We start from the raw sequence: 20,122 nt of genomic DNA on the forward strand, positions 1-20,122 counted from the left end.
TGCAAATGGAAATTCTAAAATGGCTGTCGACAAAGTCGACAGCCATTAAGAGTTTTTAGTGTAGCGGTTTTTCCTGTTGATCACAGTCAGTATAGGAGTACCATTTGTAAAGCGTGATTACATCATCTTGCTCCAAATCAGCAACCTTTCCACCCGTTGCCCCCGATCCGGACATAGCCATCGCTTGGATGGTAGCCAGTTTTCGTTTCTTTTGGAAATGGCTTTCGCTCATAGTCAAAGATTGCGTTCGATTCTTTTTCAGAAACACGGTATTTTTTGTTATACCTCTATACCTAAGAGTGGCTTGACTCTCCTCTAAATTCCACCCCGCCGCTCTAAATTGCAAATATGAAAAGAAAAGAGAAATGAAAATGACTGCAAACCCTATATATCCCCAAGGTCTGAAGAAGTAGATTAAAGCCGCACTAATGGGAACTGATAATATAAGCCCTCGATACATATATCTTCTTAACGCTCTTTTAGGAGCAGGTGTAAATGAATGATTCAAATCATAATCAGGTAAACAGCTCGCCATAATCATTTCTATCTGGCTTTTCTTAATAACAGGGAGCAGCATCACTCGAGCATTATCCGAATCTTTGACCGATCCACCTGCACTCTCTACAAATACGGAGGCAAGGCCAAGCGGTTGTCTAATGATATTTTCACTGATACGAAGGGCTTGAATGCGATGGAGCGGAATAGTCAATTGTCTTTTTTCCAACAAACCCCTAGAAATAATGATATCCTCATCTGTCCTCTTAACAGTAAAATTCGCATATTTTAATACAGAGCCAATTAATGCAATGAGCCAAGCAACCAAAAAGCCAAGGAAAACAAGGATACTGATGAATATGAGGCTGCTCGATATAAACACCTCAAGCTCTTCATAAACCCTCTCATAAGGAATCACTTCAGCAAATTGAAACATGAAAGCAACCACAGCGGAAATAACCACACCAACACCGCCTGATGTTGAAGACAGCAATAGCAGCTCGCTCGGCTTGATTTTATAAATGATTGATTCTTCCTTTGTCACTTGCGATTCCATATCCAATTGGTTCTCACTTTTCGAATAAGAAAGTGCTTGTTGAATACGGTCTGCATCTGATTTCGTGATGGCTGTTAAAACCGCCTCCGCCTCCGTGCCAGAGCCAGCCGTTTCCACAGTCATCTTCACAAGTCCAAAAGGACGTTGTAATATCCCTTCTGATAGATCCAAGCTTTGAATCCTTTCAAAAGGTATATATCTTTTCTTTCTTACAATGATACCTGATTCAATTCTCAGCTCTCCCTCTTCAATCCGGTAAGTAAAGCGGAGCCAGGTCAATATTCCAGTGATTAGTATTAAGAGAACGAACCCTAGAGTAATGAAAAATTGTATGTATCCTTCGCTATTACCTACTACAACAAATAAAAGAATCGGAATAAGTAATTCCTTTAGTTGTTTAACAAAGTTTGCAAGAGCCGAAATAGGATGCAGCCTCTTTGGTTCAGACATCATCCACAGCCACCCTTGCTAAATTAGATATAAAGAACCGCAGCTCTTCCGCTTCCTCAACATCTAAAGCAGGTATTTCATGTATCGTCGCTGCTGTTGATACAGTGACCGTTGCTAAACGGTATTTGCGCAATATCGGTCCTTGCTGGGTATCTACATGCTGGACTCTGATCATCGGTACGAGCGTCCTTTTGATGATAAAGACACCGTGCTGAAGCTCTATTTCATTTTCTCTTACTTCATATCGCCACCTTTTCCAGCGCAGGGTCGGGATGAGCATGATGAAAAGATAGGCATAAATAGCAAAAAACATAAGCGCTGCACCAATAATCCATATTGGCCAATCAAATATTAGGGTTAAAGCTATGACTCCTCCAGCAACCAATAATACGAAAATTGAGTTGATTGCGCCTGAAATTTTCCAGGCAGTCAACCCTCGTTTGGATATTCTTTTTTGCGGCTTAGTAAGCATATGTAAAACCTCCTGAAAGCTCCTTGTCAAATTACTCTTTTTAGTATACATGACATAAATGGAAGTTGTACTGTCTTTTCAAATATTTAGTTTGTACATAATAAGCATAGTGGATGCGCTCTGCTCTCTCAAGGGGGGCCAAAAAGAGCATCGACTCGGATAAAGAAACGGAGAGTGTGAACGAACCGATGTTTACCTGTAAGCAGGAAGGAGACCTAAAAAATAACGACTCAAATATTGAGTCGTCATCTTATTAGCCTATTTTTTTATCTAAAGCTGCTGGAGTTTGATTTACTGCTTGAATGATTTCTTTTCCCGGTCTGATTTTGACGAGGTTTATACGTACCTTTTGATCTTCCCTTTTGACCGTAGCCGCCTCTTGAGTTGTTGCGATCGTAGGGCTTTCTGTCTCTTTTCGCTGGCATCGGTTTTTCTTCTGTTAATTTAACAGGTGTTGTATCAGGTTCTTTAGTCATCATTTTCAACAAGGCTTGAACAACCGTTGATGAATCATGCTTCTGCAATAAATCTTCTGCTGTTTGTTTATAGAATTGCAATTGATTACTTTCAATTGTTTGTTCGATTCTTTCTACCACTACTTTTTGCTGACCTTCAAGCGCTTCGTCCAGAGTTGGAGCTTCCATTCTTTCCATCTTTCTCTTTGTTGTTTTCTCAACAATTTTCAAGTAAGATTTTTCACGAGGATTAATGAAAGTCATTGCAACCCCTTCTTTACCGGCTCTGCCTGTACGGCCAATTCGGTGAACATAGCTTTCAGGGTCTTGTGGAATATCAAAGTTATACACATGTGTGACACCAGAGATATCTAACCCACGCGCAGCGACATCTGTTGCCACAAGCACATCAATGGAACCTTCTTTAAACTTACGCAATACTGACATCCGCTTAGCTTGACTTAAGTCTCCATGAATACCTTCTGCCATATATCCTCTTAATGTTAACGCTTCTGACAGCTCATCCACTCTGCGCTTTGTCCGGCCAAATACAATCGAAAGCTCAGGAGATTGAATATCAAGGAATCTTGTTAGTACATCAAACTTACTTTTTTCTTGCACTTCTACATAAAATTGTTCAATAAGAGGGACTGTAACCTCTTTTGTTTTTACACGAATCACTTGAGGATCTCTCATGAAGCGTTCTGCCATTCTTTGAATAGGCGCTGGCATCGTTGCCGAAAAAAGTAATGTTTGACGCTCCTTAGGAATGCTGGCAAGAATCGATTCTATATCATCAATGAAGCCCATATTTAACATTTCATCTGCTTCATCTAAGATCGCTGTATGCACATGATCAAGACGCAATGTTTTGCGGTTAATATGATCAAGGAGACGCCCCGGCGTACCAACAATAATATGCGGATTGTTCTTCAATGCACGAATTTGACGATTAATGTCTTGCCCGCCATAAATGGAAAGGACTCTTGTTTTTTTACCAAAACCAATTTTATATAATTCTTCTGATACTTGAATTGCAAGCTCACGTGTTGGAGCAACAACAATCCCTTGTATAACATTTTTTTCGTAATCAATTTTGTCAATCATCGGAATACCAAATGCAGCTGTTTTTCCCGTACCCGTTTGTGCTTGTCCGATTAAATCTTTATTTTCTAAGCTTAATGGAATCGTCTCAGCTTGAATAGGTGTGGATTCTTCAAATCCCATTCTTTTAAGTGATTTCATTGTTTCTGCGCTAATACCCAAATCTTGAAACTTTGTCAATGTATCCAATCTCCTTCTTATCTTTGAAAAATAGTTACTATTATGCAGGCAGGAATAATCTCCTGATAAGCCGATTGCCCGAATGAATTAGCGTCCGGGCGAATCGCATGAAACCCGCTTTAGAGGGAGGATGTGGGAAAGGTTTATTTCAACCAAAGATAGGCCTAAAATATACAAATCTACAGGTATGATAATGATGGCTTCCGCATCCTAAGTTCCGCCACATAAACTAAAATCTAAAAACATGGCGCCTGTCTAATGAAAAAAGACATTCTCCATTGGGAGTATGTCCGGGTTTCTGAGAAGTTCCTGTTGACACTTTGTTGTTAATATTACCATCTAGTCTACGTAATTGCAATCCTTCGAAAGTCTAAACACACTTGTTCGGCAGCTATTTCCCCAGAAAATCTAGCACCTCATCAAACAATCTTTCCTTTTCATTACAATGACATATTAAATGGTTGGAATCCTTAAAAAAGATCAGCTTCTTCGATGGTGTACCAATCGTTTGATATAAATATTGGGCACTTTTTACAGGAACAATCCCATCACTTTCCCCTTGGGCAATGAGTGTAGGAACATTCACCTGGTTTAACAGCGGTCGGACAGAAGATACAAGCTTCCTGAATTGTAAGGTAGCTGTGATAGGGGTCGACTTTATTTTCCGCTTATACCTTTTATACAATTCATTGTCTTTGATCCTGCCTTTAATGCCCTCTCTCACCATTTCACCAATATCTATAAGCAGCTGTTTTGGATTCACATAATAGGCAGCAGCACTTAACAACACAAGTTTTTCAACTGGATAACGGACAGCTAAGTTGCTGGCAATCATCCCGCCCATCGAAAAACCGACAACATAAACAGTTTCACATTTTTCAAATAATTTTTCGAGCTCCTTTTCGGCATGCTCTATCCAAATCTTATATTGGATTCCTCTTAATGCTAATAATTCACCATGACCTGGTAAGGTTGGGCATACAACTTCCCAATCTGTATGTTGCTTTAAAAAAGCAGACAAAGGCTCGACCTCGTAAGGTGATCCTGTAAATCCGTGAACACACATGCAACCAATTATAACGACCACCGCCATTATCAAGAGTTATAATTATATTTTACACCTATTACTATTGTTCACGCTATTGAGAGGAATTAAACCAATTTTGTCTTTTGAAGATAAACGGTCATGAATGAATTTCAGGTTAAAAGCGAGAGGCCGTGTTTGGGAGTATTATCGTTTTTTTTCGACCTTCTCCTTTGTTTTGAATCCGAGTTTGGGATTATTATTGTTTTTTTTCTACCTTCTCCTTTGTTTTGAACCCGAGATTGGGATTAATATCGCTTTTTTTCGACCTTCTCCTTTGTTTTGAACCCGAGATTGGGATTAATATCGCTTTTTTTTCTACCTTCTCCTTTGTTTTGAACCCTACTTTGGGATTATTATTGTTTTTTTCTACCTTCCCCTTTGTTTTGAGGCTGTGTTTGGGATTATTATCGCTTTTTTTCTACCTTCCCCTTTGTTTTGAGGCTGTGTTTGGGATTATTATCGCTTTTTTTCTACCTTCTCCTTTGTTTTGAACCCGAGATTGGGATTAATATCGCTTTTTTTCTACCTTCTTTTGTGTTTTGAGGCTGTGTTTGGGATTAATATCGCTTTTTTTCTACCTTCTCCTTTGTTTTGAGGCTGTGTTTGGGATTAATATCGCTTTTTTTCGACCTTCTCCTTTGTTTTGAACCCTAGTTTGGGATTATTATTGTTTTTTTCTACCTTCCCCTTTGTTTTGAGGCTGTGTTTGGGATTATTATCGCTTTTTTTCTACCTTCCCCTTTGTTTTGAACCCTAGTTTGGGATTATTATCGCTTTTTTTTTACCTTCTCCTTTGTTTTGAACCCTAGTTTGGGATTATTATCGTTTTTTTCGACCTTCTCCTTTGTTTTGAACCCGAGTTTGGGATTATTATCGCTTTTTTTCGACCTTCTCCTTTGTTTTGAACCCTAGTTTGGGATTATTATCGCTTTTTTTCTACCTTCCCCTTTGTTTTGAACCCGAGTTTGGGATTATTATCGTTTTTTTTCGACCTTCTCCTTTGTTTTGAACCCTAGTTTGGGATTATTATCGCTTTTTTTCTACTGGATCGTAAGTTGAGATTGTTTTTTTCTAGCCCGACGAAAAAAACCGCCCCCAACCTACGTGCCAGGGGCAGTCAAATTAATATTTAAGCCATTTTAACATTTCTTGCGGAGTGGCATTCTTACCGTATTTTAATATGCCAATACTGAATATTTTTCCAGCTAGCTTCATGAGGAACCAGATGCTAACCAATAAAATAGACAGTGAAATAATAATTTCCATCCATGGCCACTGTTCAAGTACCGAAAGGCGCATGAGCAGTACGCCCGGTGAAGTTAATGGGAAGTATGAGCCTGCCTGCGCTATCCATCCAGTAGGGTCATTCAGCACCGGCATAAATAAGAACAACGGAAGCCATGGCAATACGAACACGATTCCTTGAAAATTGCTTGTTGAATCGACATCCTCAAACGAAGCACCCATTCCTGCAAAAAGAGCAGCGAATAATAGATATCCTAGGATCGCAATAACCACAAGTAAAACAGTCTCAGGAACGAGCAAGTATTCCATAATCGGGAAATCAAGCTTCCACATAAAGAATGGCAAAAGGCAGATGATCCATACAAATACTTGCGTGATTCCGAGTGCAAAATAACCTATGATCTTTCCTTGCATTAATTCTGCTGGGGTAATAGATGAAAGGACAATCTCTGATACTTTTTCCTTTTTTTCATTAGACGCGCTTTGAAAAATCATCATTCCTGTTGTCACAACGGATAAGAGGATAATTCCTGCAAATACTCCAGGCACCAATCTTTTCAATGGATCCGCACCTGCTGTCTCTACCGTTTCCTCGGAAACCGCTATCGTCTCAAGTGTCATTCCTTTTGTGATGAGGTGGGTTTGTTCAGGGGTTAACGATAAGCTTTCGAGCTGCAGCATTTGCACAATCGCAGTGATATTGTTTACTTGTTGACTAAACTCTGAAGACATCACTTCGTTAGTATATACATGAACGACCCCTTCACTTAGCGTAGATTCACCCAGTTCAATATAAGCAGTATTTTCATTTTCTCTTACATGAGCAGTCATATCCTCTTGGGAAGATTTCATATCCCATTCAATCCCTTGAGCTTTCAGTGTGTCTTCCATATTCTTCAAAGCATTTAGCTCATCCTTAACATATACTGTTGTAGCAGCTTCTTCCTTTCCAAAAGAATCAATTAATCCTGGTAAAAATGAAAATAGCAGAAAAATAGCTGGGGTTAATAGCAAGGAGATGATAAATGATTTATTTTTTATATTTTTCTTATATTCCCATTTAGCCACCTTTTTAATATTACGCATTTTGCTCACTCCTTTCCGGTAGATGATCTGTCGCGATATCTATAAAAATTTCATGCAGTGAAACTCTGCTTAGTGATAGTTCATGGAAATTCACATCTTCAGGCAAATGTTTGATCCATTGAGTCGGTTTAACCTCAGCATCTAACATTAGCGTCGTCACACTTCCTTGATGTGTCATGCTTTGTACTTGAGGTAATCCTTTAAGCATTTCAATATCTGCCACACCCCGGAGCACACATTTATAATTCGCATATTCCGTCTTCACTTCTTCCATTGTGCCTGCAATCACTTTTTCCCCTCGATGAATCATAAGGAGTCGATCACAAAGCTCCTCTACTACATTCATTTGGTGGGCAGAGAGAAGGATGGCCGTTCCGTTACTGGCCAGATTCCTTATTTCATTCTTAATGACATCCTGACTTACAGGATCCAATCCTGAAAACGGTTCATCCAGTATGAGCAACTCTGGTTCATGAATAATTGCAGCAATGAATTGAACTTTTTGAGCCATCCCTTTAGAAAACTCTTCAATGGTACTTTTTTCTTTTCCTTCTAAACCAAATTTCTTCAAATAAAATAATGCTCTTTCTCTCGCTTTTTTTAATGGATAATCTTTCAACTCGGCAAAATAAAGCAATATATCCATAATACTTACCTTTTTGTATAATCCTCGTTCTTCAGGAAGGTAGCCGATTTTTTGCCGTGGTATCTCTCCTTCACCATGGCGATTGAAATGGATGGTGCCCTCATCAGGATATAAGATCCCCATAATACTGCGAATTGTTGTCGACTTCCCAGCGCCATTTGGACCTAGCAGCGCCATGATTTCCCCTTCAAAAACTTGAAAGGATATATTTTTAATAATTCGCTTATCCTTAAAGGACTTGCCTATCTTATTAACAGTGAGTATAGGTGTCTTCATTGTCTTCCTCCTCCCAGCATATAGGAAACAATCTCATCAATATCCAGCGCCTCTGCTTCCAGCCAATTGATTTGTCTTGCTTCAAAGAATGATTCAGCTTCCTCTGCAGAACTTGTCACAACCATTCGTTCGTTCTTCCGTTCTATTTCTCCAGGAACTTTTTCAACAGGAAGCTGTTGTGCAAGCCAATATCTTTTATGGCTACTGGATAAATCTTCTTTTAGGTATTTACCAATTAATTGACCATCGCGCATTAACAGGAGGTAGTCAGCTAATTTACGAATATCTTCTGTTTGGTGGCTCGAGATCACCATTAACTTCTCCCCTCTCTCCATCCACTCCACGAACAGATCCATTAACAGTCGTTTCGAAGGAATATCCATATGTGCTGTAGGTTCATCCAATAGTAAAATATCGGTATCCCGTGCTAAAGTCAGTGCAATCGAAAGCTTTTGCTGCACACCTTGAGAAAGCTTGCCATACTTTCTATCCAGCGGGAGGTTTAGCATTTCCACTATTCTGCTAAATAAACTTTGATCCCAATTGGAGTACATAGGAGAGATTATTTGCTGTAACTGATTACCGGTAAATTCAACGCATCCAATCAGCGTTTGCGGCTGATAGGCTATTTTCTTTTTCCAGCTTTCTTCCTTACCATCAACTGAATACCCCATGACTTCAATTTGCCCCTTATCATAGGTCACAAGATTCATCATTTGTTTGAATAACGTAGATTTCCCCGAGCCGTTATTGCCGACAATCACATGAATCGTTCCTGATTCGAATTCTACATCTAACGGCCCTAGCTTAAATCCATCTAGCTTTTTCTCCAATCCTTTGACCTTAATCCAAGTTTCCATGCTTCTTCACCTCTTCTTTCTCTTTCGCTTTGAACGATGTGATGATCTCCTGAAATGCCTCTTCAATTTGCTCAATGGTGTAATCATGACGGAGTCCGGTTTCTATTCCTCTTTCTAATGCCTGATAAATAGCAGCCACAGTGACCTCCTTCTTTTTGTCTGCCTCCACTTCAGCAACAAAAGTCCCTTTTCCTTGGGTTGTTTTGATAAAGCCTTGTTGTTCAAGGTTTAGATAAGCTCTTCTTGTTGTAATAACACTGATTTCTAATTCCTTTGATAACGATCTGATCGATGGCAAGGTTGATCCTGCAGCCAAGTGCCCGCCGGCAATTAACGCCTTCACTTGTTCTTCAATTTGGTGGTAAATCGGCGTTTTCGAATCCTTGTCCATTCGAATCGGCAGTTCCATCTCATCGCCTCCTTCCTAAAACACGCTTTATTTTAAATAATCGATAGTAGGGATTTTCCTACTCATATATCGCTTTGTATACCAAATAGAAAGGATAACTGCAGCAATTGAAATAATAATTGATGCGATTGGCCAATTAACCGCTGCATAAATGGACCATCCTGCAATACTTCTGGAAGTAAATAGATTAACTAATACAAGAACAGCACCCGCAGCGCCATAAAATAAGATAACTGAGAGAACAATCGCGACCTTTCCCCCTTTTAACTTCTCACCAATGTCAGCTGTTGGGAACATTGATCCTGCCACAATGCCAAAGCTCAACCAAATAACGGAAAAGACAAGAAATGAACTGTCTGGCATGATGGTTGGAACTTCTGTCGATAGGATAAAAAGACTGATAAGCATTAATAAATTAAAGGGAATCGAAAAAGTGTAATGTACGAGCAGCCTGCTGTTAATCAGTGTATTCCGCTTGACTGGCAACTGATTAAGCATAAGGAAATAGGTGGATGCATGCACTCCTTCATCAAGCTTTTGGAGCTGAAACACTTTCGGTCTCAACCAAGAGGATCCCGCCCAAAACATAAGGACTAAGAATAAATCAAACATCAAATGATCTTTACCATCTGGAAGAGTCATTGAAAAAAACCATCCGAAAAGGAGTGCAAATAAAAACTGAAGTATCGTCCATTTTAGTGAAGCCTTTATTTCAAAAGTGGCCAACCGCCATGCTTCTTTCATTTCATTCATAAATATTCCTCCTAACTGTTATACTGTTTATATATATATATACACTATATTACAATTGAATTGAAAATGCCAATAAAAATCCAAATAAATATTTAATTATTTTGAACCGCAGGAATCTCTCGTTTGTATTAGAAATAGATAATATAAAGCTAAAGGGGATTGGATGATGGGAATAGGGTTTATTATTTCAATGGTTGTCGCGGGGATTATCATGATGTTGATCATGATGGTTGTCATACCGATGGAAAGAAAATATATCGTCAGAAAATCAAATCGAAAAATCGATTTAAAGGCGTCAAAGATTCTATACCGGTGGAATGTCTTTGACACCATGTCTGTCTCTCTCGCTATCTATACTATTATTTGTGTGCAAATTCTAAACTTGCTTGTTACAGGCGGTCAAACAATTGAAAACCCCTATGTACAATTCTTTACGAACCAGGGACAGGTATGGGTGATTGTAAGCTCAGCTTATTTAATCTCAAGATTATCTCTCGTACTTAAAGGGGTGAAGGAGTTCATAAAGGATGGCGATTAACAAAGAGGAAGCAAACCTTCTGATGGAAGCCTTCCAGCAAGGAAATGATGAGGCATTTGGGAAGTTATATACATTAATTAAACCATCGTTATATGCTTTTTTATTTCGCTATACTAGAGATGAACAAGGAAGTGCCGATTTGGTTCAGGACACATTTGTTAAACTCCATCGATATAAAAATCATTTCCAGTCTAGCAAAGGGCATGCAACGACCTATATTTTTCAAATGGCCTACCATTTGATGATTACAAAAATAAACCGCAGAAAAAAAGCTATGAAGTTCATTCCGTTTCTTGTTCCTCAACCTAAAGAAACCATTGTCAGTCATGAAGAGAGAATCACGATTAGAGAGGCGCTCCTAAAGCTGCCCGGAGAACATAGAGCACTGATCCTGCTCAGCTATTACCATGACATGCCTCAAAAAGAAATTGCAGAAATTATCGACATTCCTATAGGAACTGTAAAATCCAGACTGCATCATATTTTGAAAACATTAAGAAAGTTATTGGAGGATGATGAAGATGAACAAAGAAAGACGAAGTGAGGTCGATCCGCTCCTAAAATGGCATTTAGACACAGATCATATAGACATACCTGACATCCCTTTAAAAAGAAGCCGGTTCCAGCGATTCATGCGTTACTTAGCTTCACCCGCTGTTAATCCATTTGAGATTTATGTCACTCATACCGGGAGCTTATCTTTGATCGCCTTCACCCCCATTTTAATAGCTGCCATTTTTACTGTCATTCAATTATTTATTGTTTGATAAATAGTTAGGAGGTGTTCGATTTAAGTGGTGAAACACTCCCTTTATGAGTTTGAGCTCTTTTTTATTTGGTTTTAGTATTAACCTTTGTATTTTCCATTTACTCAACAGTAAAAAAAAGAGAATGAACTAATCCGCCTTAGCTGCTGTACTTGCCATACTCATTCCCATTATGATGTTAATGAAAACTGCTGAAAGAACGGAAGGAAACGAATGGGATTATTTCATCATGACAAAACGGGGAGATGTATGCTGTTTTTTTTTCTCTGCACTATATTTATTATTTTGGTGCGGACAGCTTCTGTTTTGGCATCAATACAACAAAAATAGAAGTAAATAAAAAACCCTCTGTTTCACATGAAACAGAGGGTTTAATTTGATAGTACAGTTAGTTATTATTATTTTTCCTAAATAACTATTAGCAAATGTATAACCAGTTAATTCAGTTGAAAAAACTATTTTAAGATATTTAGAAAATAATTCTGTTAGATCTATTATTGCAAACCTGATACAACATCTTCTAGTTTGATACTTCTTGACGCTTTTACCAATACAATCGTCTCATCATCCACATGATTTTTTAATTCGTTAATCAATGGCTCTTTATCGTCAAAAGCAAATACCTTCTCAGCAGGGAGAACTTGTTTCGCCCCATCTGCGATAAACGCACCTAATCTTCCAAATGTAAACACTGCATCGATGTTCTCACCACAGATGGACTTTCCGATATCAAAGTGATACTTTTCCTCATCTGGGCCAAGTTCTAACATATCCCCCAACACTAGGATTTTATTTTTATATCCTGGGAGGTTTGCGAGTAATTCAATGGATGCTTGTGTTGAGGTTGGACTAGCATTATATGCATCATTTATTATCTTTTCTCCGTGCTTACCTTGTAAAATTTCCATCCTCATGTTTGTCAGTCTCACTTTCGCTAATCCTGCTTTTATGTCCTCAAAAGGTACATTATAGTGAATGGCTGCCATCATTGCAGATAGCGCATTCAACACATTATGCGTACCTAATACAGGTAAGAAAAACTCCACATCAGATAGGTTGATTTTATATGTGCTCCCGCTATCCTCCTGAATGATATCTAGTGGATAAATATCATTCAATCTTGTTCTTCCGAAGGTTTTCTTTGTCGCAGAACTGATATACGCTTCGAGTTTATTATGCAGTAACGGCTCGTCGCCTAGATAAATAATTAAGCCATCATCTGTAAGACCATTGATAATCTCAAGCTTTGCCTCAGCTATCGCTTCCTTGGAACCTAAATCTTGCAGATGTGCTTCTCCGATATTCGTTATGATGACTACCTCTGGACGAGCTAAACGCGTAAGGAAATCAATTTCACCCTTGCTGCTCATACCCATTTCCAAAACGGCAATTTCCGTTGTTTCTTCTAGACTAAGAATAGTTAACGGGAGGCCCATATGGTTGTTGTAATTCCCCTCTGTCTTTTGCACCTTATAGCGCTGAGCAAGAAGGTTTGTCGTCATATCCTTTGTAGTTGTTTTACCATTACTTCCTGTAATTCCAACTACTTTTACATTTAACTCATTTCTATAACTTCTTGAAAGTTCCTGAAGGCCAATCAATGTATCTTCTACCACTAAGATCGGTAAATGCAAAGGCGGATTAGGCACATCCTTTTGCCATAACGCGGCACCAGCGCCTTTTTTAATCGCATCTTCCACAAAGCGATGGCCATCGGAATTCTGTCCTTTAAACGGAATAAACAACTGGCCCTTTTCAATTTTTCTTGTATCAATGCTCGCCCCAGCAATTTGCAGATCAGCAAATGAAGAAATATCATTCTCGACTTTAATCATTTCCGCAATTTCTTTTAGGGTTTTTCTTATCATCAGCCTGCCTCCTATTCTGACAGATGCATGCAGTCTCGCATGCTTTTCCTATCTTATATGTACATCGCAGGAACACGGCAATGATGCCGTGTTCAGCATTACATAGTATGCTTAATCTGCTGTTTCTCTTGATGTCTTTCGATCGCCAAGTTTACAAGACGCTCAATTAATTCAGGGTACTCTACGCCAGTATGCTTCCATAAAAGCGGGAACATGCTAAACGGCGTGAAGCCTGGCATTGTATTCACTTCATTAATATAAAATTCACCTTCATGTGTTAAGAAGAAATCCGCTCTCACCAAGCCTGAACAATCCAGGGCTTTATATGCAGTTATCGCCATATCCTTTAACGTCTCATACTGATTCGTTGTCATTTCTGCAGGAATTATAAGCGAAGTCTCGCCATCCTGGTATTTTGCTTTATAGTCATAGAAGGCTTTATCCTTAGGAACAATTTCACCAGCTACTGAGCATTCTGGATAATCATTTCCAAGTACTCCTGTTTCAATTTCTCTTGCGGTGACACCCTCTTCAATAATAATTTTCCGATCGAAAATGAATGCTTCTTTAAATGCTTCCTCCAGCTCTGCGCGGTTCGAGCATTTACTGATTCCTACGCTAGATCCTAAATTGGCAGGCTTTACAAAGCAAGGGTACCCAATTTCATCTTCAACCTTGTGATAGGCTTCTTCTTTCGCTTTTTCCCATTCATTTCTAATAAACCAAACATAATTGACTTGGGAAAGCCCAGCTTGAGCAAAGATGTTTTTCATAATGACTTTATCCATCCCAGCAGAAGAAGCAAGAACACCATTTCCTACATACGGTAAATTCAACAATTCAAGCATGCCTTGGACTGTACCATCTTCCCCATTCGGTCCATGCAATAACGGAAAAATGACGTCAAAAGGTCCTTGATTTTCTGATGACTGAAATAATGTTGGGGCTAATGCCATTGGAGACAATGCGTTCCCTTCAGCAAAAGCAAGCTCCTTCACGTTTTCCACAGGTCCATTTAATTGGGCACCTTTTACCCATTGTCCTTCTTCTGTTATATAGATCGGGTAAATATCAAATTTATCAGGATTTAACGCTTTAATCACGGCTAATGCTGTTTGCATTGACACATGATGTTCTGCGGATTTACCACCATATAATAAACCAATTTTAATTGTCATGTTAAAGAACCTCCATTTTTACTCACATGATATCATTTTACCACTTTCTAAATTAAGAAAGTCAATGATTCACCATTCTTTGACGAGGATTTTTTTGGTTATTGCATATGCTATATGTATGAAAAAAATAATAAAAGGAAGCTTCTTTCATTAAAATTAGCCCATTTAAAAATCCGTCCGATTTATCTTTACATTCTTAAGAATGCTTCATACCATTATTATACTTTCTTTCTCTCGACCTACAATTAATATTATGTTACAAAAGCTCTAGTTTTCTATTACAATCGCATTTCTTAGACCATTTTCCCTATTTAATCAAAGATATCTGAATTAAGTAAGTTATTTCACTATTATAGATTCTCTTCAACGGGTTAACATTTTACTGGGTGTGCGTTATAATCCTCCTAATAAATACAAATATTTTTCTCAGGAGGATAACAAGAAGAAATTTGGGTTACTTCCTAGAATCATATTAGCAATCCTTTTAGGTATTTTAATAGGCTCTTTCGCTTCTGAAGAGATTATAAGAGTGTTTTCTACTTTTAACGGATTATTCGGAAGCTTCCTCGGCTTTGTCATACCATTAATTATTATTGGTTTCATTGCACCAGGAATCGGCACTATGGGCAGAGGTGCCGGCAAGCTGTTAACAGGCCCAAGCCAAAGGTCTTCTAAAGGAAATTCTGCTAAAAGGATTAAGACTTAAATATCTTCAAACTGAATAATCGCACAACCCGTCATTATAGAAATAAGAAAAAAGAAAGTTGCAGAAATACACAACTTTCCTTTCTATTGCCCTGAAGCCTTAGCATCCGGGTTTCCATGAATGGAAAGACGCTTCATCAATCGAGAGCTGGATTCATTTAATCCAGTCAAGCTGACGAAAATCCCGTTTTCACCAAGCTTTAATACGATTTTATCTATCGCGGCAACTGCCGAATCATCCCAAATATGGGCCTGTGTAAAATCAATTTCAACTATCTTAACGTTTTCGTTCAAATCAATTAAAGTGTTGAGCCGATCAATTGAGGCAAAAAACACTTGTCCTTTTATCGCATAAACCCTTTTTCCATCAGATAGATGTGTGGTGACTTGGACCTTGGATATTTTTGCTACAAAGAAAAGTGCGCTAAGAATGACACCAGCCAGCACTCCTTTTGAAAGGTCATGTGTAACAACGGTTGTTATTGTAGTGGTTACCATGACAATCGAATCTGTCAGCGGTGCTTTAGGCAGATCTTTAATAGATCGCCAATCGAATGTGCCAATACATACCATAATCATTACGCCAACCAGGGCGGCCATCGGAATCTGGACAACAATATCCCCTAATACAAGGATTAAGAACATGAGAAACATCCCTGCTACAAGAGCGGATAGTCTGCCTCTTCCACCGGATTTAACATTGATAACTGATTGTCCGATCATCGCACAGCCAGCCATACCTCCGAAAAATCCTGTAATGATATTGGCTATTCCTTGCCCCCGGCTTTCACGATTTTTGTCGCTGGCAGTATCAGTCATGTCATCTATTATGGAAGCTGTCATCAATGATTCTAATAATCCTACAATTGCCAGCGCTATAGAGTATGGAAAGATAATCTTTAATGTTTCAAGGTTAAAAGGAACGTCCGGGATGAAAAATGATGGCAGAGATGATGTGATCGCACCCATATCTCCTACTGCCCTTACATCACTCTTGGTCATGAGAGCAATGACAGTTATTACTATAATCGCCACTAGGGGTGAAGGAACAGCTTTCGTAACCTTCGGGAATAAATAAATAATTGCTAATGCACCCGCTACCATTGCATACATTGCCCAAGTTGCATCAACGAATTGATCTAGCTGAGCCATAAAGATTAAAATCGCTAATGCGTTGACGAAGCCAGTCATTACTGACCTTGGAATGAATCTCATAAACCTTGCTAATTTGAATACACCAAATAAGATTTGCAGAATTCCAGTCAAAATGGTCGCTGCAAATAAATACTGCAATCCGTGGTCCGCCACTAATGTGACCATCAGCAGAGCCATTGCACCTGTTGCAGCAGAAATCATACCCGGCCTTCCGCCAACGATTGCAATGGTTACGGCAATACAAAATGATGCGTACAGCCCTACCATCGGATCAACACCAGCAATAATTGAAAAAGCAATTGCTTCAGGAATAAGCGCCAACGCCACTACGATACCTGCAAGCACATCACCTCTCACATTGCCAAACCACTGTTCTTTTGTTGTTAATACTCGCAAACCAACACCTCTTTTTTAATAAAAAATGACTTTGAACTCTCATCAAAGCCAGGGCCGTCAAAAACATATAAAATCATACCACATACTCTAGGGTAAGCAATAGCAATTTTTAGTAAATCTATTCTCTCCATGTAAAATGATTTCTTTAAGCGATATGAAAAAAGAAGCAACCCTAAAATGATGAAGAATCATTATGGGTACCTCTTCCTTGGTTAGCTATGATAAGAAAATAAACATAGAAAGATTAAAAGTAGACTCCAGCTTACTTTGATTACCTTTTTGACGGGATCTAATCGGTTTCGGCAGCTGTTTCCATGATTGATTACCTTTTCGATAAGCATCTAATTAGTTTGGGAAGCTAACTTCTCGGTAGATTCCCTAATTAGATAAGCATCTTATCCTCTTAGGAATCTCACACTTTTGTATTTCGCTCTTTGATTGCACAGAAACTGCCACAATCTCGATGATTGTGGCAAAGTATACGCTCAGGAAAATCGTTAACCTATTGGTGAGCATATTTCTATATAATGTCCATCTGGATCAGATACGTAAGCAACTTTTTGTCCCCAAGGCTTTTCTGTCGGTTCAAGCAGCACTGGGACTTCCGCTTTACGTAGTTTTTCAACTGTTTCTTCTACTGCCTCAGTTACAAAGCCAAGCTCAAATGTTTGCTCTTTTCTAATTCCATCAGGGATCGGCAGGTTTGTTACTTCTCTTCCCCCTTCTCTTGTATTAAAGGAAAGCACTGTATTGCCAGTATCATATTCAATATAAGTATCAAATTCATTGCGAAGCTTAAGTCCTAATAGCTCTCCATAGAAATGCTTGGTCTTATCTAAATCTTCTGCATATAGGATGACATAGCCCATTTTCAAATCCAATTTTTATCTTCCTTTCACTTTATCGCTCTTATGATGAAGCTATGAGATTTTACATCAAGATAATTTTTCGCCATGATTTTTTGTGCAATTCCACTAGTTTTTCCTCATACTATTGTAAAATCTTCAATGAGTGGAGGAAGCCTAGCTAGCTGCAATGCTCCAAACAGGCTTCTACAACCAAGTCCGTTTTTCCGTTCTCTATTTGAACAATAGTTAAGCTCGTACCTTCTACAAATGGCGGTGCCCAAATATGGTCAATTGTTTTTTGGCGGCACAATAGATACAGCGCCTTAATCACTACTCCGTGGGTGACAACTAAAACATGGCCATTTGGTTGAGATTTTTCTATATCATGGAGGAATTGTCCGATTCGATCTACTACATCTTGAAAGCGTTCACCAGCATGATTTTCATATGTATTCGGCTGATTCCAATATGCATCATGCTGTGCTGGATAGAGTGCCTTGATTTCATCAGCCGTTTTCCCCTGCCATTCTCCTAAGGCGATTTCCAACAGACGCTCATCCGTTTCAACCTTATTATCCGCGTCACCCATGATCAGTTTGGTTGTATCCATCGTGCGTTTGCTTGGAGAAGAGATCACTCTGGAAAAGTGAATATCTTTCAATCTTTTTCCTAATAAAAGCGCTCGTTCTTTTCCCTTTTCAGTTAAACCAGAATCAAGCCGCCCCTGCATTCTCTTTTCTTTATTCCATTCTGTCTCCCCGTGTCTTGTGATATATAAAGTAAGCATCTGAACCTCCTAATAAATAAGCTTGTGGAAAAAGCGGCCGGTAGCCGCTTGCAGCTCTTCCTGCTTCTCATGTCCAAATACAGCAATAAAGCAAGTCGCTGGTCCAGATGATTGATGTAAATCAAGTTCACTTGAGACGGAGTCATCTCTAAACGTTCGATTGGAAAATAACGTGTTTAATTCAATCAATATCCCTTTCGAACCAACTGGCAACAATACAACATCATTCATCTGGCATATTTGTTTAAATAATGATAACGGTACGGCTTCCTCTTCTCTTTCCACCAGTTCTTGACCCACGAGCGGTGTTCCGATGACCGCGATATTTAGCTGATTAGAAAACTTAATTGCTCCAGTGTAATGTGTTGGCTTCATTCTTCCCATGACTGTGAGGCCCACTGCAGACTGATCGAGTGAAAAGTTACTCTCCGTACTTCCGGTGAGGGGGACCTCACTCATGTCTAGTTCTGAACACCCTTTAGCAATTCCATTGGTCAGCGCTTGCCAAGCTTCCTCCCCACAGAAATTTTGCAAGGTCACTGCAAAGGGTTTCGCTCCAGCAGCCATACACTCCATCACCGCTACCCTAAACGCATAGTAAGCGACCATTTCATAAGGCACTTGAACAAAGTCTTCTGCCTTTAAACCAATCCCACCGCTGTTGTCGCTAGCTATGACGATTGATTCTTCTGAAGTAAATGGAATGGTAATAATGTCTCTCATTTTACTGACCTTACATTTGTCAGCAGCGGTTCAACAGCTTTTGCCAAGCGCGGAATAATGAGAATGGCCACAACCGTATTCAAAATAGACCCTATGAAAAGCGATGGTACAATGGCTAAATAAAAAGCCTCTCCCATTAACAGTAGGAATGGCAGCGGGGCAGCAAATGAATTGCCCAGAACAAATAGCAGCGAAGCAGTCCATTTCCTCCCTCTCCGATAAAAAACGGCGAAAATAAAAGCGAGTATAGCCATTTCAGCTGCGACTAATAGATGAAACGGTCCGAGCGGCATCCCGCCCATCAACGCTGACAGCAAGTGTCCCATCCCCCCAACAATTGCGCCGGCTGGTCCACCCAAAATGGCGGCACCTAGCAGTGCAGGGAAAGCATCTAAAGCGACGCTCCCAATTATGGCAGGAATTTTAATGGCTGCGCCAATGACCGTTAAGGCAACCAGCACGCCTGCCCAGGTAATTTTTATGCCTTTCATCGCTTATTTATCCTCCTTGCGCTTTCCACCTCGAAATACTTTTGCACTGCGGACATATTCAACATCAGGATGTTTTAGGCGGAAGTTGATGACACGCGCCAATGCGAAGAAGTAGTCTGATAATCGGTTTAAATATTGGAGAGCCGTTTCAGGCACCTCAGGGTCGGCTTTTTTCAAAGAAACAACAAGCCTTTCAGCGCGTCGTGTGACTGTACGAGCAATATGAATGGAGGCCGATGCAGGTGCACCTCCAGGCAGAATAAATCTTTCCAGCTCTGGTGCTTCTTCAATAAATTCATCTATCCTGTTTTCTAAATAGTCGACCGCATCCTGCGTCTGCTTTAATTCACGGTTCTTCATCACATTTGCCAAATCACCGCCGCAATCGAATAATTCGTGCTGAATCTTTTCTAAATCATCCAGGATATCGGGAAAGATAGCAGAATCAAGCTGCGTTACCGCCTGCCCTACGAAACAATTAGCTTCATCAACGGTGCCATATGCTTCCACCCGAATATCATCCTTCTCGACCCTGCCTCCAATAATACTCGTCTTTCCTTTGTCACCAGTTCTTGTATATATCTTCATCTTC

General features: G+C 39.5%; 20 protein-coding genes and 1 pseudogene. 4 read left to right on the forward strand and 17 right to left on the reverse strand.

Annotated elements, in window-relative coordinates:
* Positions 1-55: 55 nt before the first annotated feature.
* The 9 genes from J2S17_RS24830 to J2S17_RS24870 all read right to left on the reverse strand — a co-directional run bounded on the left by J2S17_RS24830 (position 56) and on the right by J2S17_RS24870 (position 10,074).
* A complete protein-coding gene (locus tag J2S17_RS24830; RefSeq protein WP_307479033.1) occupies positions 56-1,501 on the reverse strand; it encodes a PH domain-containing protein in 1,446 nt (481 codons plus the stop codon).
* Positions 1,494-1,973 carry a PH domain-containing protein gene (locus J2S17_RS24835; RefSeq protein WP_307479036.1) on the reverse strand — a complete coding sequence of 160 codons (480 nt, stop codon included), beginning with the start codon at positions 1,971-1,973 and terminating at the stop codon, positions 1,494-1,496. The genes J2S17_RS24830 and J2S17_RS24835 overlap by 8 nt, the downstream gene beginning before the upstream one ends.
* Before the next feature lie 266 nt (positions 1,974-2,239).
* Complete coding sequence (gene cshA / locus J2S17_RS24840) at positions 2,240-3,712, reverse strand: degradosome RNA helicase CshA (RefSeq protein WP_307479039.1); 1,473 nt, start codon at positions 3,710-3,712, stop codon at positions 2,240-2,242.
* Between the two features lie 391 nt (positions 3,713-4,103).
* Positions 4,104-4,790, reverse strand: coding sequence for an alpha/beta hydrolase (locus J2S17_RS24845; protein WP_307479122.1), 687 nt, complete (start codon positions 4,788-4,790; stop codon positions 4,104-4,106).
* Between the two features lie 1,131 nt (positions 4,791-5,921).
* Positions 5,922-7,130 carry an ABC transporter permease gene (locus tag J2S17_RS24850; RefSeq protein ID WP_307479041.1) on the reverse strand — a complete coding sequence of 403 codons (1,209 nt, stop codon included), beginning with the start codon at positions 7,128-7,130 and terminating at the stop codon, positions 5,922-5,924.
* Positions 7,123-8,052 (reverse strand): ABC transporter ATP-binding protein, encoded by a 930-nt coding sequence (locus J2S17_RS24855; protein WP_307479042.1) that lies wholly within the window; start codon positions 8,050-8,052, stop codon positions 7,123-7,125. Before J2S17_RS24855 ends, J2S17_RS24850 begins: the two co-directional genes overlap by 8 nt.
* A complete protein-coding gene (locus J2S17_RS24860) occupies positions 8,049-8,912 on the reverse strand; it encodes an ATP-binding cassette domain-containing protein (protein ID WP_307479044.1) in 864 nt (287 codons plus the stop codon). The genes J2S17_RS24855 and J2S17_RS24860 overlap by 4 nt, the downstream gene beginning before the upstream one ends.
* Positions 8,896-9,321 carry a GntR family transcriptional regulator gene (locus J2S17_RS24865; RefSeq protein WP_307479045.1) on the reverse strand — a complete coding sequence of 142 codons (426 nt, stop codon included), beginning with the start codon at positions 9,319-9,321 and terminating at the stop codon, positions 8,896-8,898. Before J2S17_RS24865 ends, J2S17_RS24860 begins: the two co-directional genes overlap by 17 nt.
* A 27-nt stretch (positions 9,322-9,348) precedes the next feature.
* Complete coding sequence (locus J2S17_RS24870; RefSeq protein ID WP_307479048.1) at positions 9,349-10,074, reverse strand: hypothetical protein; 726 nt, start codon at positions 10,072-10,074, stop codon at positions 9,349-9,351.
* A 166-nt stretch (positions 10,075-10,240) separates the two neighbouring features.
* Between J2S17_RS24870 and J2S17_RS24875 the strand changes: the two genes are divergently transcribed.
* Genes J2S17_RS24875 through J2S17_RS24885 form a run of 3 tightly spaced genes read left to right on the forward strand, consistent with a single transcriptional unit; the run spans position 10,241 to position 11,379 of the window.
* Entirely contained in the window at positions 10,241-10,612 is a 372-nt protein-coding gene (locus tag J2S17_RS24875; protein WP_307479051.1) for a group-specific protein, read from the forward strand.
* Positions 10,613-10,634: 22 nt separating this feature from the next.
* The gene (locus J2S17_RS24880; RefSeq protein WP_370875120.1) at positions 10,635-11,156 is read left to right on the forward strand and encodes an RNA polymerase sigma factor; all 522 of its coding nucleotides are present in this window, start codon (positions 10,635-10,637) and stop codon (positions 11,154-11,156) included.
* On the forward strand, positions 11,134-11,379 hold the full coding sequence (locus J2S17_RS24885; protein ID WP_307479056.1) for a hypothetical protein: 246 nt from the start codon (positions 11,134-11,136) through the stop codon (positions 11,377-11,379). Before J2S17_RS24880 ends, J2S17_RS24885 begins: the two co-directional genes overlap by 23 nt.
* A gap of 494 nt (positions 11,380-11,873) precedes the next feature.
* Here the strand turns inward: J2S17_RS24885 and J2S17_RS24890 are convergent, their stop codons facing one another.
* Both J2S17_RS24890 and J2S17_RS24895 read right to left on the reverse strand, forming a co-directional pair.
* Positions 11,874-13,247 (reverse strand): UDP-N-acetylmuramoyl-tripeptide--D-alanyl-D-alanine ligase, encoded by a 1,374-nt coding sequence (locus J2S17_RS24890; RefSeq protein ID WP_307479058.1) that lies wholly within the window; start codon positions 13,245-13,247, stop codon positions 11,874-11,876.
* A 98-nt stretch (positions 13,248-13,345) separates the two neighbouring features.
* Complete coding sequence (locus tag J2S17_RS24895) at positions 13,346-14,425, reverse strand: D-alanine--D-alanine ligase (RefSeq protein WP_307479061.1); 1,080 nt, start codon at positions 14,423-14,425, stop codon at positions 13,346-13,348.
* Between the two features lie 388 nt (positions 14,426-14,813).
* Here J2S17_RS24895 and J2S17_RS24900 point away from each other — a divergent pair.
* Positions 14,814-15,074: pseudogene (locus J2S17_RS24900) on the forward strand (cation:dicarboxylate symporter family transporter); the annotation flags it as partial.
* A 140-nt stretch (positions 15,075-15,214) separates the two neighbouring features.
* On the opposite strand, the gene J2S17_RS24905 reads toward J2S17_RS24900, so the two are convergent.
* From J2S17_RS24905 to J2S17_RS24930, 6 genes are all read right to left on the reverse strand, one after another.
* Entirely contained in the window at positions 15,215-16,681 is a 1,467-nt protein-coding gene (locus J2S17_RS24905; RefSeq protein WP_307479065.1) for a SulP family inorganic anion transporter, read from the reverse strand.
* Between the two features lie 497 nt (positions 16,682-17,178).
* Positions 17,179-17,562 (reverse strand): VOC family protein, encoded by a 384-nt coding sequence (locus J2S17_RS24910; protein WP_307479068.1) that lies wholly within the window; start codon positions 17,560-17,562, stop codon positions 17,179-17,181.
* Positions 17,563-17,707: 145 nt separating this feature from the next.
* On the reverse strand, positions 17,708-18,316 hold the full coding sequence (locus J2S17_RS24915) for a histidine phosphatase family protein (RefSeq protein ID WP_307479071.1): 609 nt from the start codon (positions 18,314-18,316) through the stop codon (positions 17,708-17,710).
* A gap of 9 nt (positions 18,317-18,325) precedes the next feature.
* Positions 18,326-19,039, reverse strand: coding sequence for an AIR synthase related protein (locus J2S17_RS24920; protein WP_307479074.1), 714 nt, complete (start codon positions 19,037-19,039; stop codon positions 18,326-18,328).
* Complete coding sequence (locus J2S17_RS24925) at positions 19,036-19,530, reverse strand: ECF transporter S component (protein ID WP_307479077.1); 495 nt, start codon at positions 19,528-19,530, stop codon at positions 19,036-19,038. Before J2S17_RS24925 ends, J2S17_RS24920 begins: the two co-directional genes overlap by 4 nt.
* Before the next feature lie 3 nt (positions 19,531-19,533).
* The gene (locus J2S17_RS24930) at positions 19,534-20,118 is read right to left on the reverse strand and encodes a cob(I)yrinic acid a,c-diamide adenosyltransferase (protein WP_307479081.1); all 585 of its coding nucleotides are present in this window, start codon (positions 20,116-20,118) and stop codon (positions 19,534-19,536) included.
* Between the last annotated feature and the right edge of the window lie 4 nt (positions 20,119-20,122).

The organism is Cytobacillus purgationiresistens, from assembly GCF_030813235.1.
Classification (GTDB): Bacteria; Bacillota; Bacilli; order Bacillales; family Cytobacillaceae; genus Cytobacillus; species Cytobacillus purgationiresistens.

Excerpts from the sequence above, each read along its gene's own strand:
- J2S17_RS24830 (WP_307479033.1), bottom strand. The coding sequence starts at position 1,501 with ATGTCTGAACCAAAGAGGCTGCATCCTATTTCGGCTCTTGCAAACTTT.
- J2S17_RS24835 (WP_307479036.1), bottom strand. The coding sequence starts at position 1,973 with ATGCTTACTAAGCCGCAAAAAAGAATATCCAAACGAGGGTTGACTGCC.
- J2S17_RS24850 (WP_307479041.1), bottom strand. The coding sequence starts at position 7,130 with ATGCGTAATATTAAAAAGGTGGCTAAATGGGAATATAAGAAAAATATA.
- J2S17_RS24855 (WP_307479042.1), bottom strand. The coding sequence starts at position 8,052 with ATGAAGACACCTATACTCACTGTTAATAAGATAGGCAAGTCCTTTAAG.
- J2S17_RS24860 (WP_307479044.1), bottom strand. The coding sequence starts at position 8,912 with ATGGAAACTTGGATTAAGGTCAAAGGATTGGAGAAAAAGCTAGATGGA.
- J2S17_RS24865 (WP_307479045.1), bottom strand. The coding sequence starts at position 9,321 with ATGGAACTGCCGATTCGAATGGACAAGGATTCGAAAACGCCGATTTAC.
- J2S17_RS24870 (WP_307479048.1), bottom strand. The coding sequence starts at position 10,074 with ATGAATGAAATGAAAGAAGCATGGCGGTTGGCCACTTTTGAAATAAAG.
- J2S17_RS24875 (WP_307479051.1), top strand. The coding sequence starts at position 10,241 with ATGGGAATAGGGTTTATTATTTCAATGGTTGTCGCGGGGATTATCATG.
- J2S17_RS24880 (WP_370875120.1), top strand. The coding sequence starts at position 10,635 with ATGGAAGCCTTCCAGCAAGGAAATGATGAGGCATTTGGGAAGTTATAT.
- J2S17_RS24885 (WP_307479056.1), top strand. The coding sequence starts at position 11,134 with ATGAACAAAGAAAGACGAAGTGAGGTCGATCCGCTCCTAAAATGGCAT.
- J2S17_RS24890 (WP_307479058.1), bottom strand. The coding sequence starts at position 13,247 with ATGATAAGAAAAACCCTAAAAGAAATTGCGGAAATGATTAAAGTCGAG.
- J2S17_RS24895 (WP_307479061.1), bottom strand. The coding sequence starts at position 14,425 with ATGACAATTAAAATTGGTTTATTATATGGTGGTAAATCCGCAGAACAT.
- J2S17_RS24915 (WP_307479071.1), bottom strand. The coding sequence starts at position 18,316 with ATGCTTACTTTATATATCACAAGACACGGGGAGACAGAATGGAATAAA.
- J2S17_RS24920 (WP_307479074.1), bottom strand. The coding sequence starts at position 19,039 with ATGAGAGACATTATTACCATTCCATTTACTTCAGAAGAATCAATCGTC.
- J2S17_RS24925 (WP_307479077.1), bottom strand. The coding sequence starts at position 19,530 with ATGAAAGGCATAAAAATTACCTGGGCAGGCGTGCTGGTTGCCTTAACG.
- J2S17_RS24930 (WP_307479081.1), bottom strand. The coding sequence starts at position 20,118 with ATGAAGATATATACAAGAACTGGTGACAAAGGAAAGACGAGTATTATT.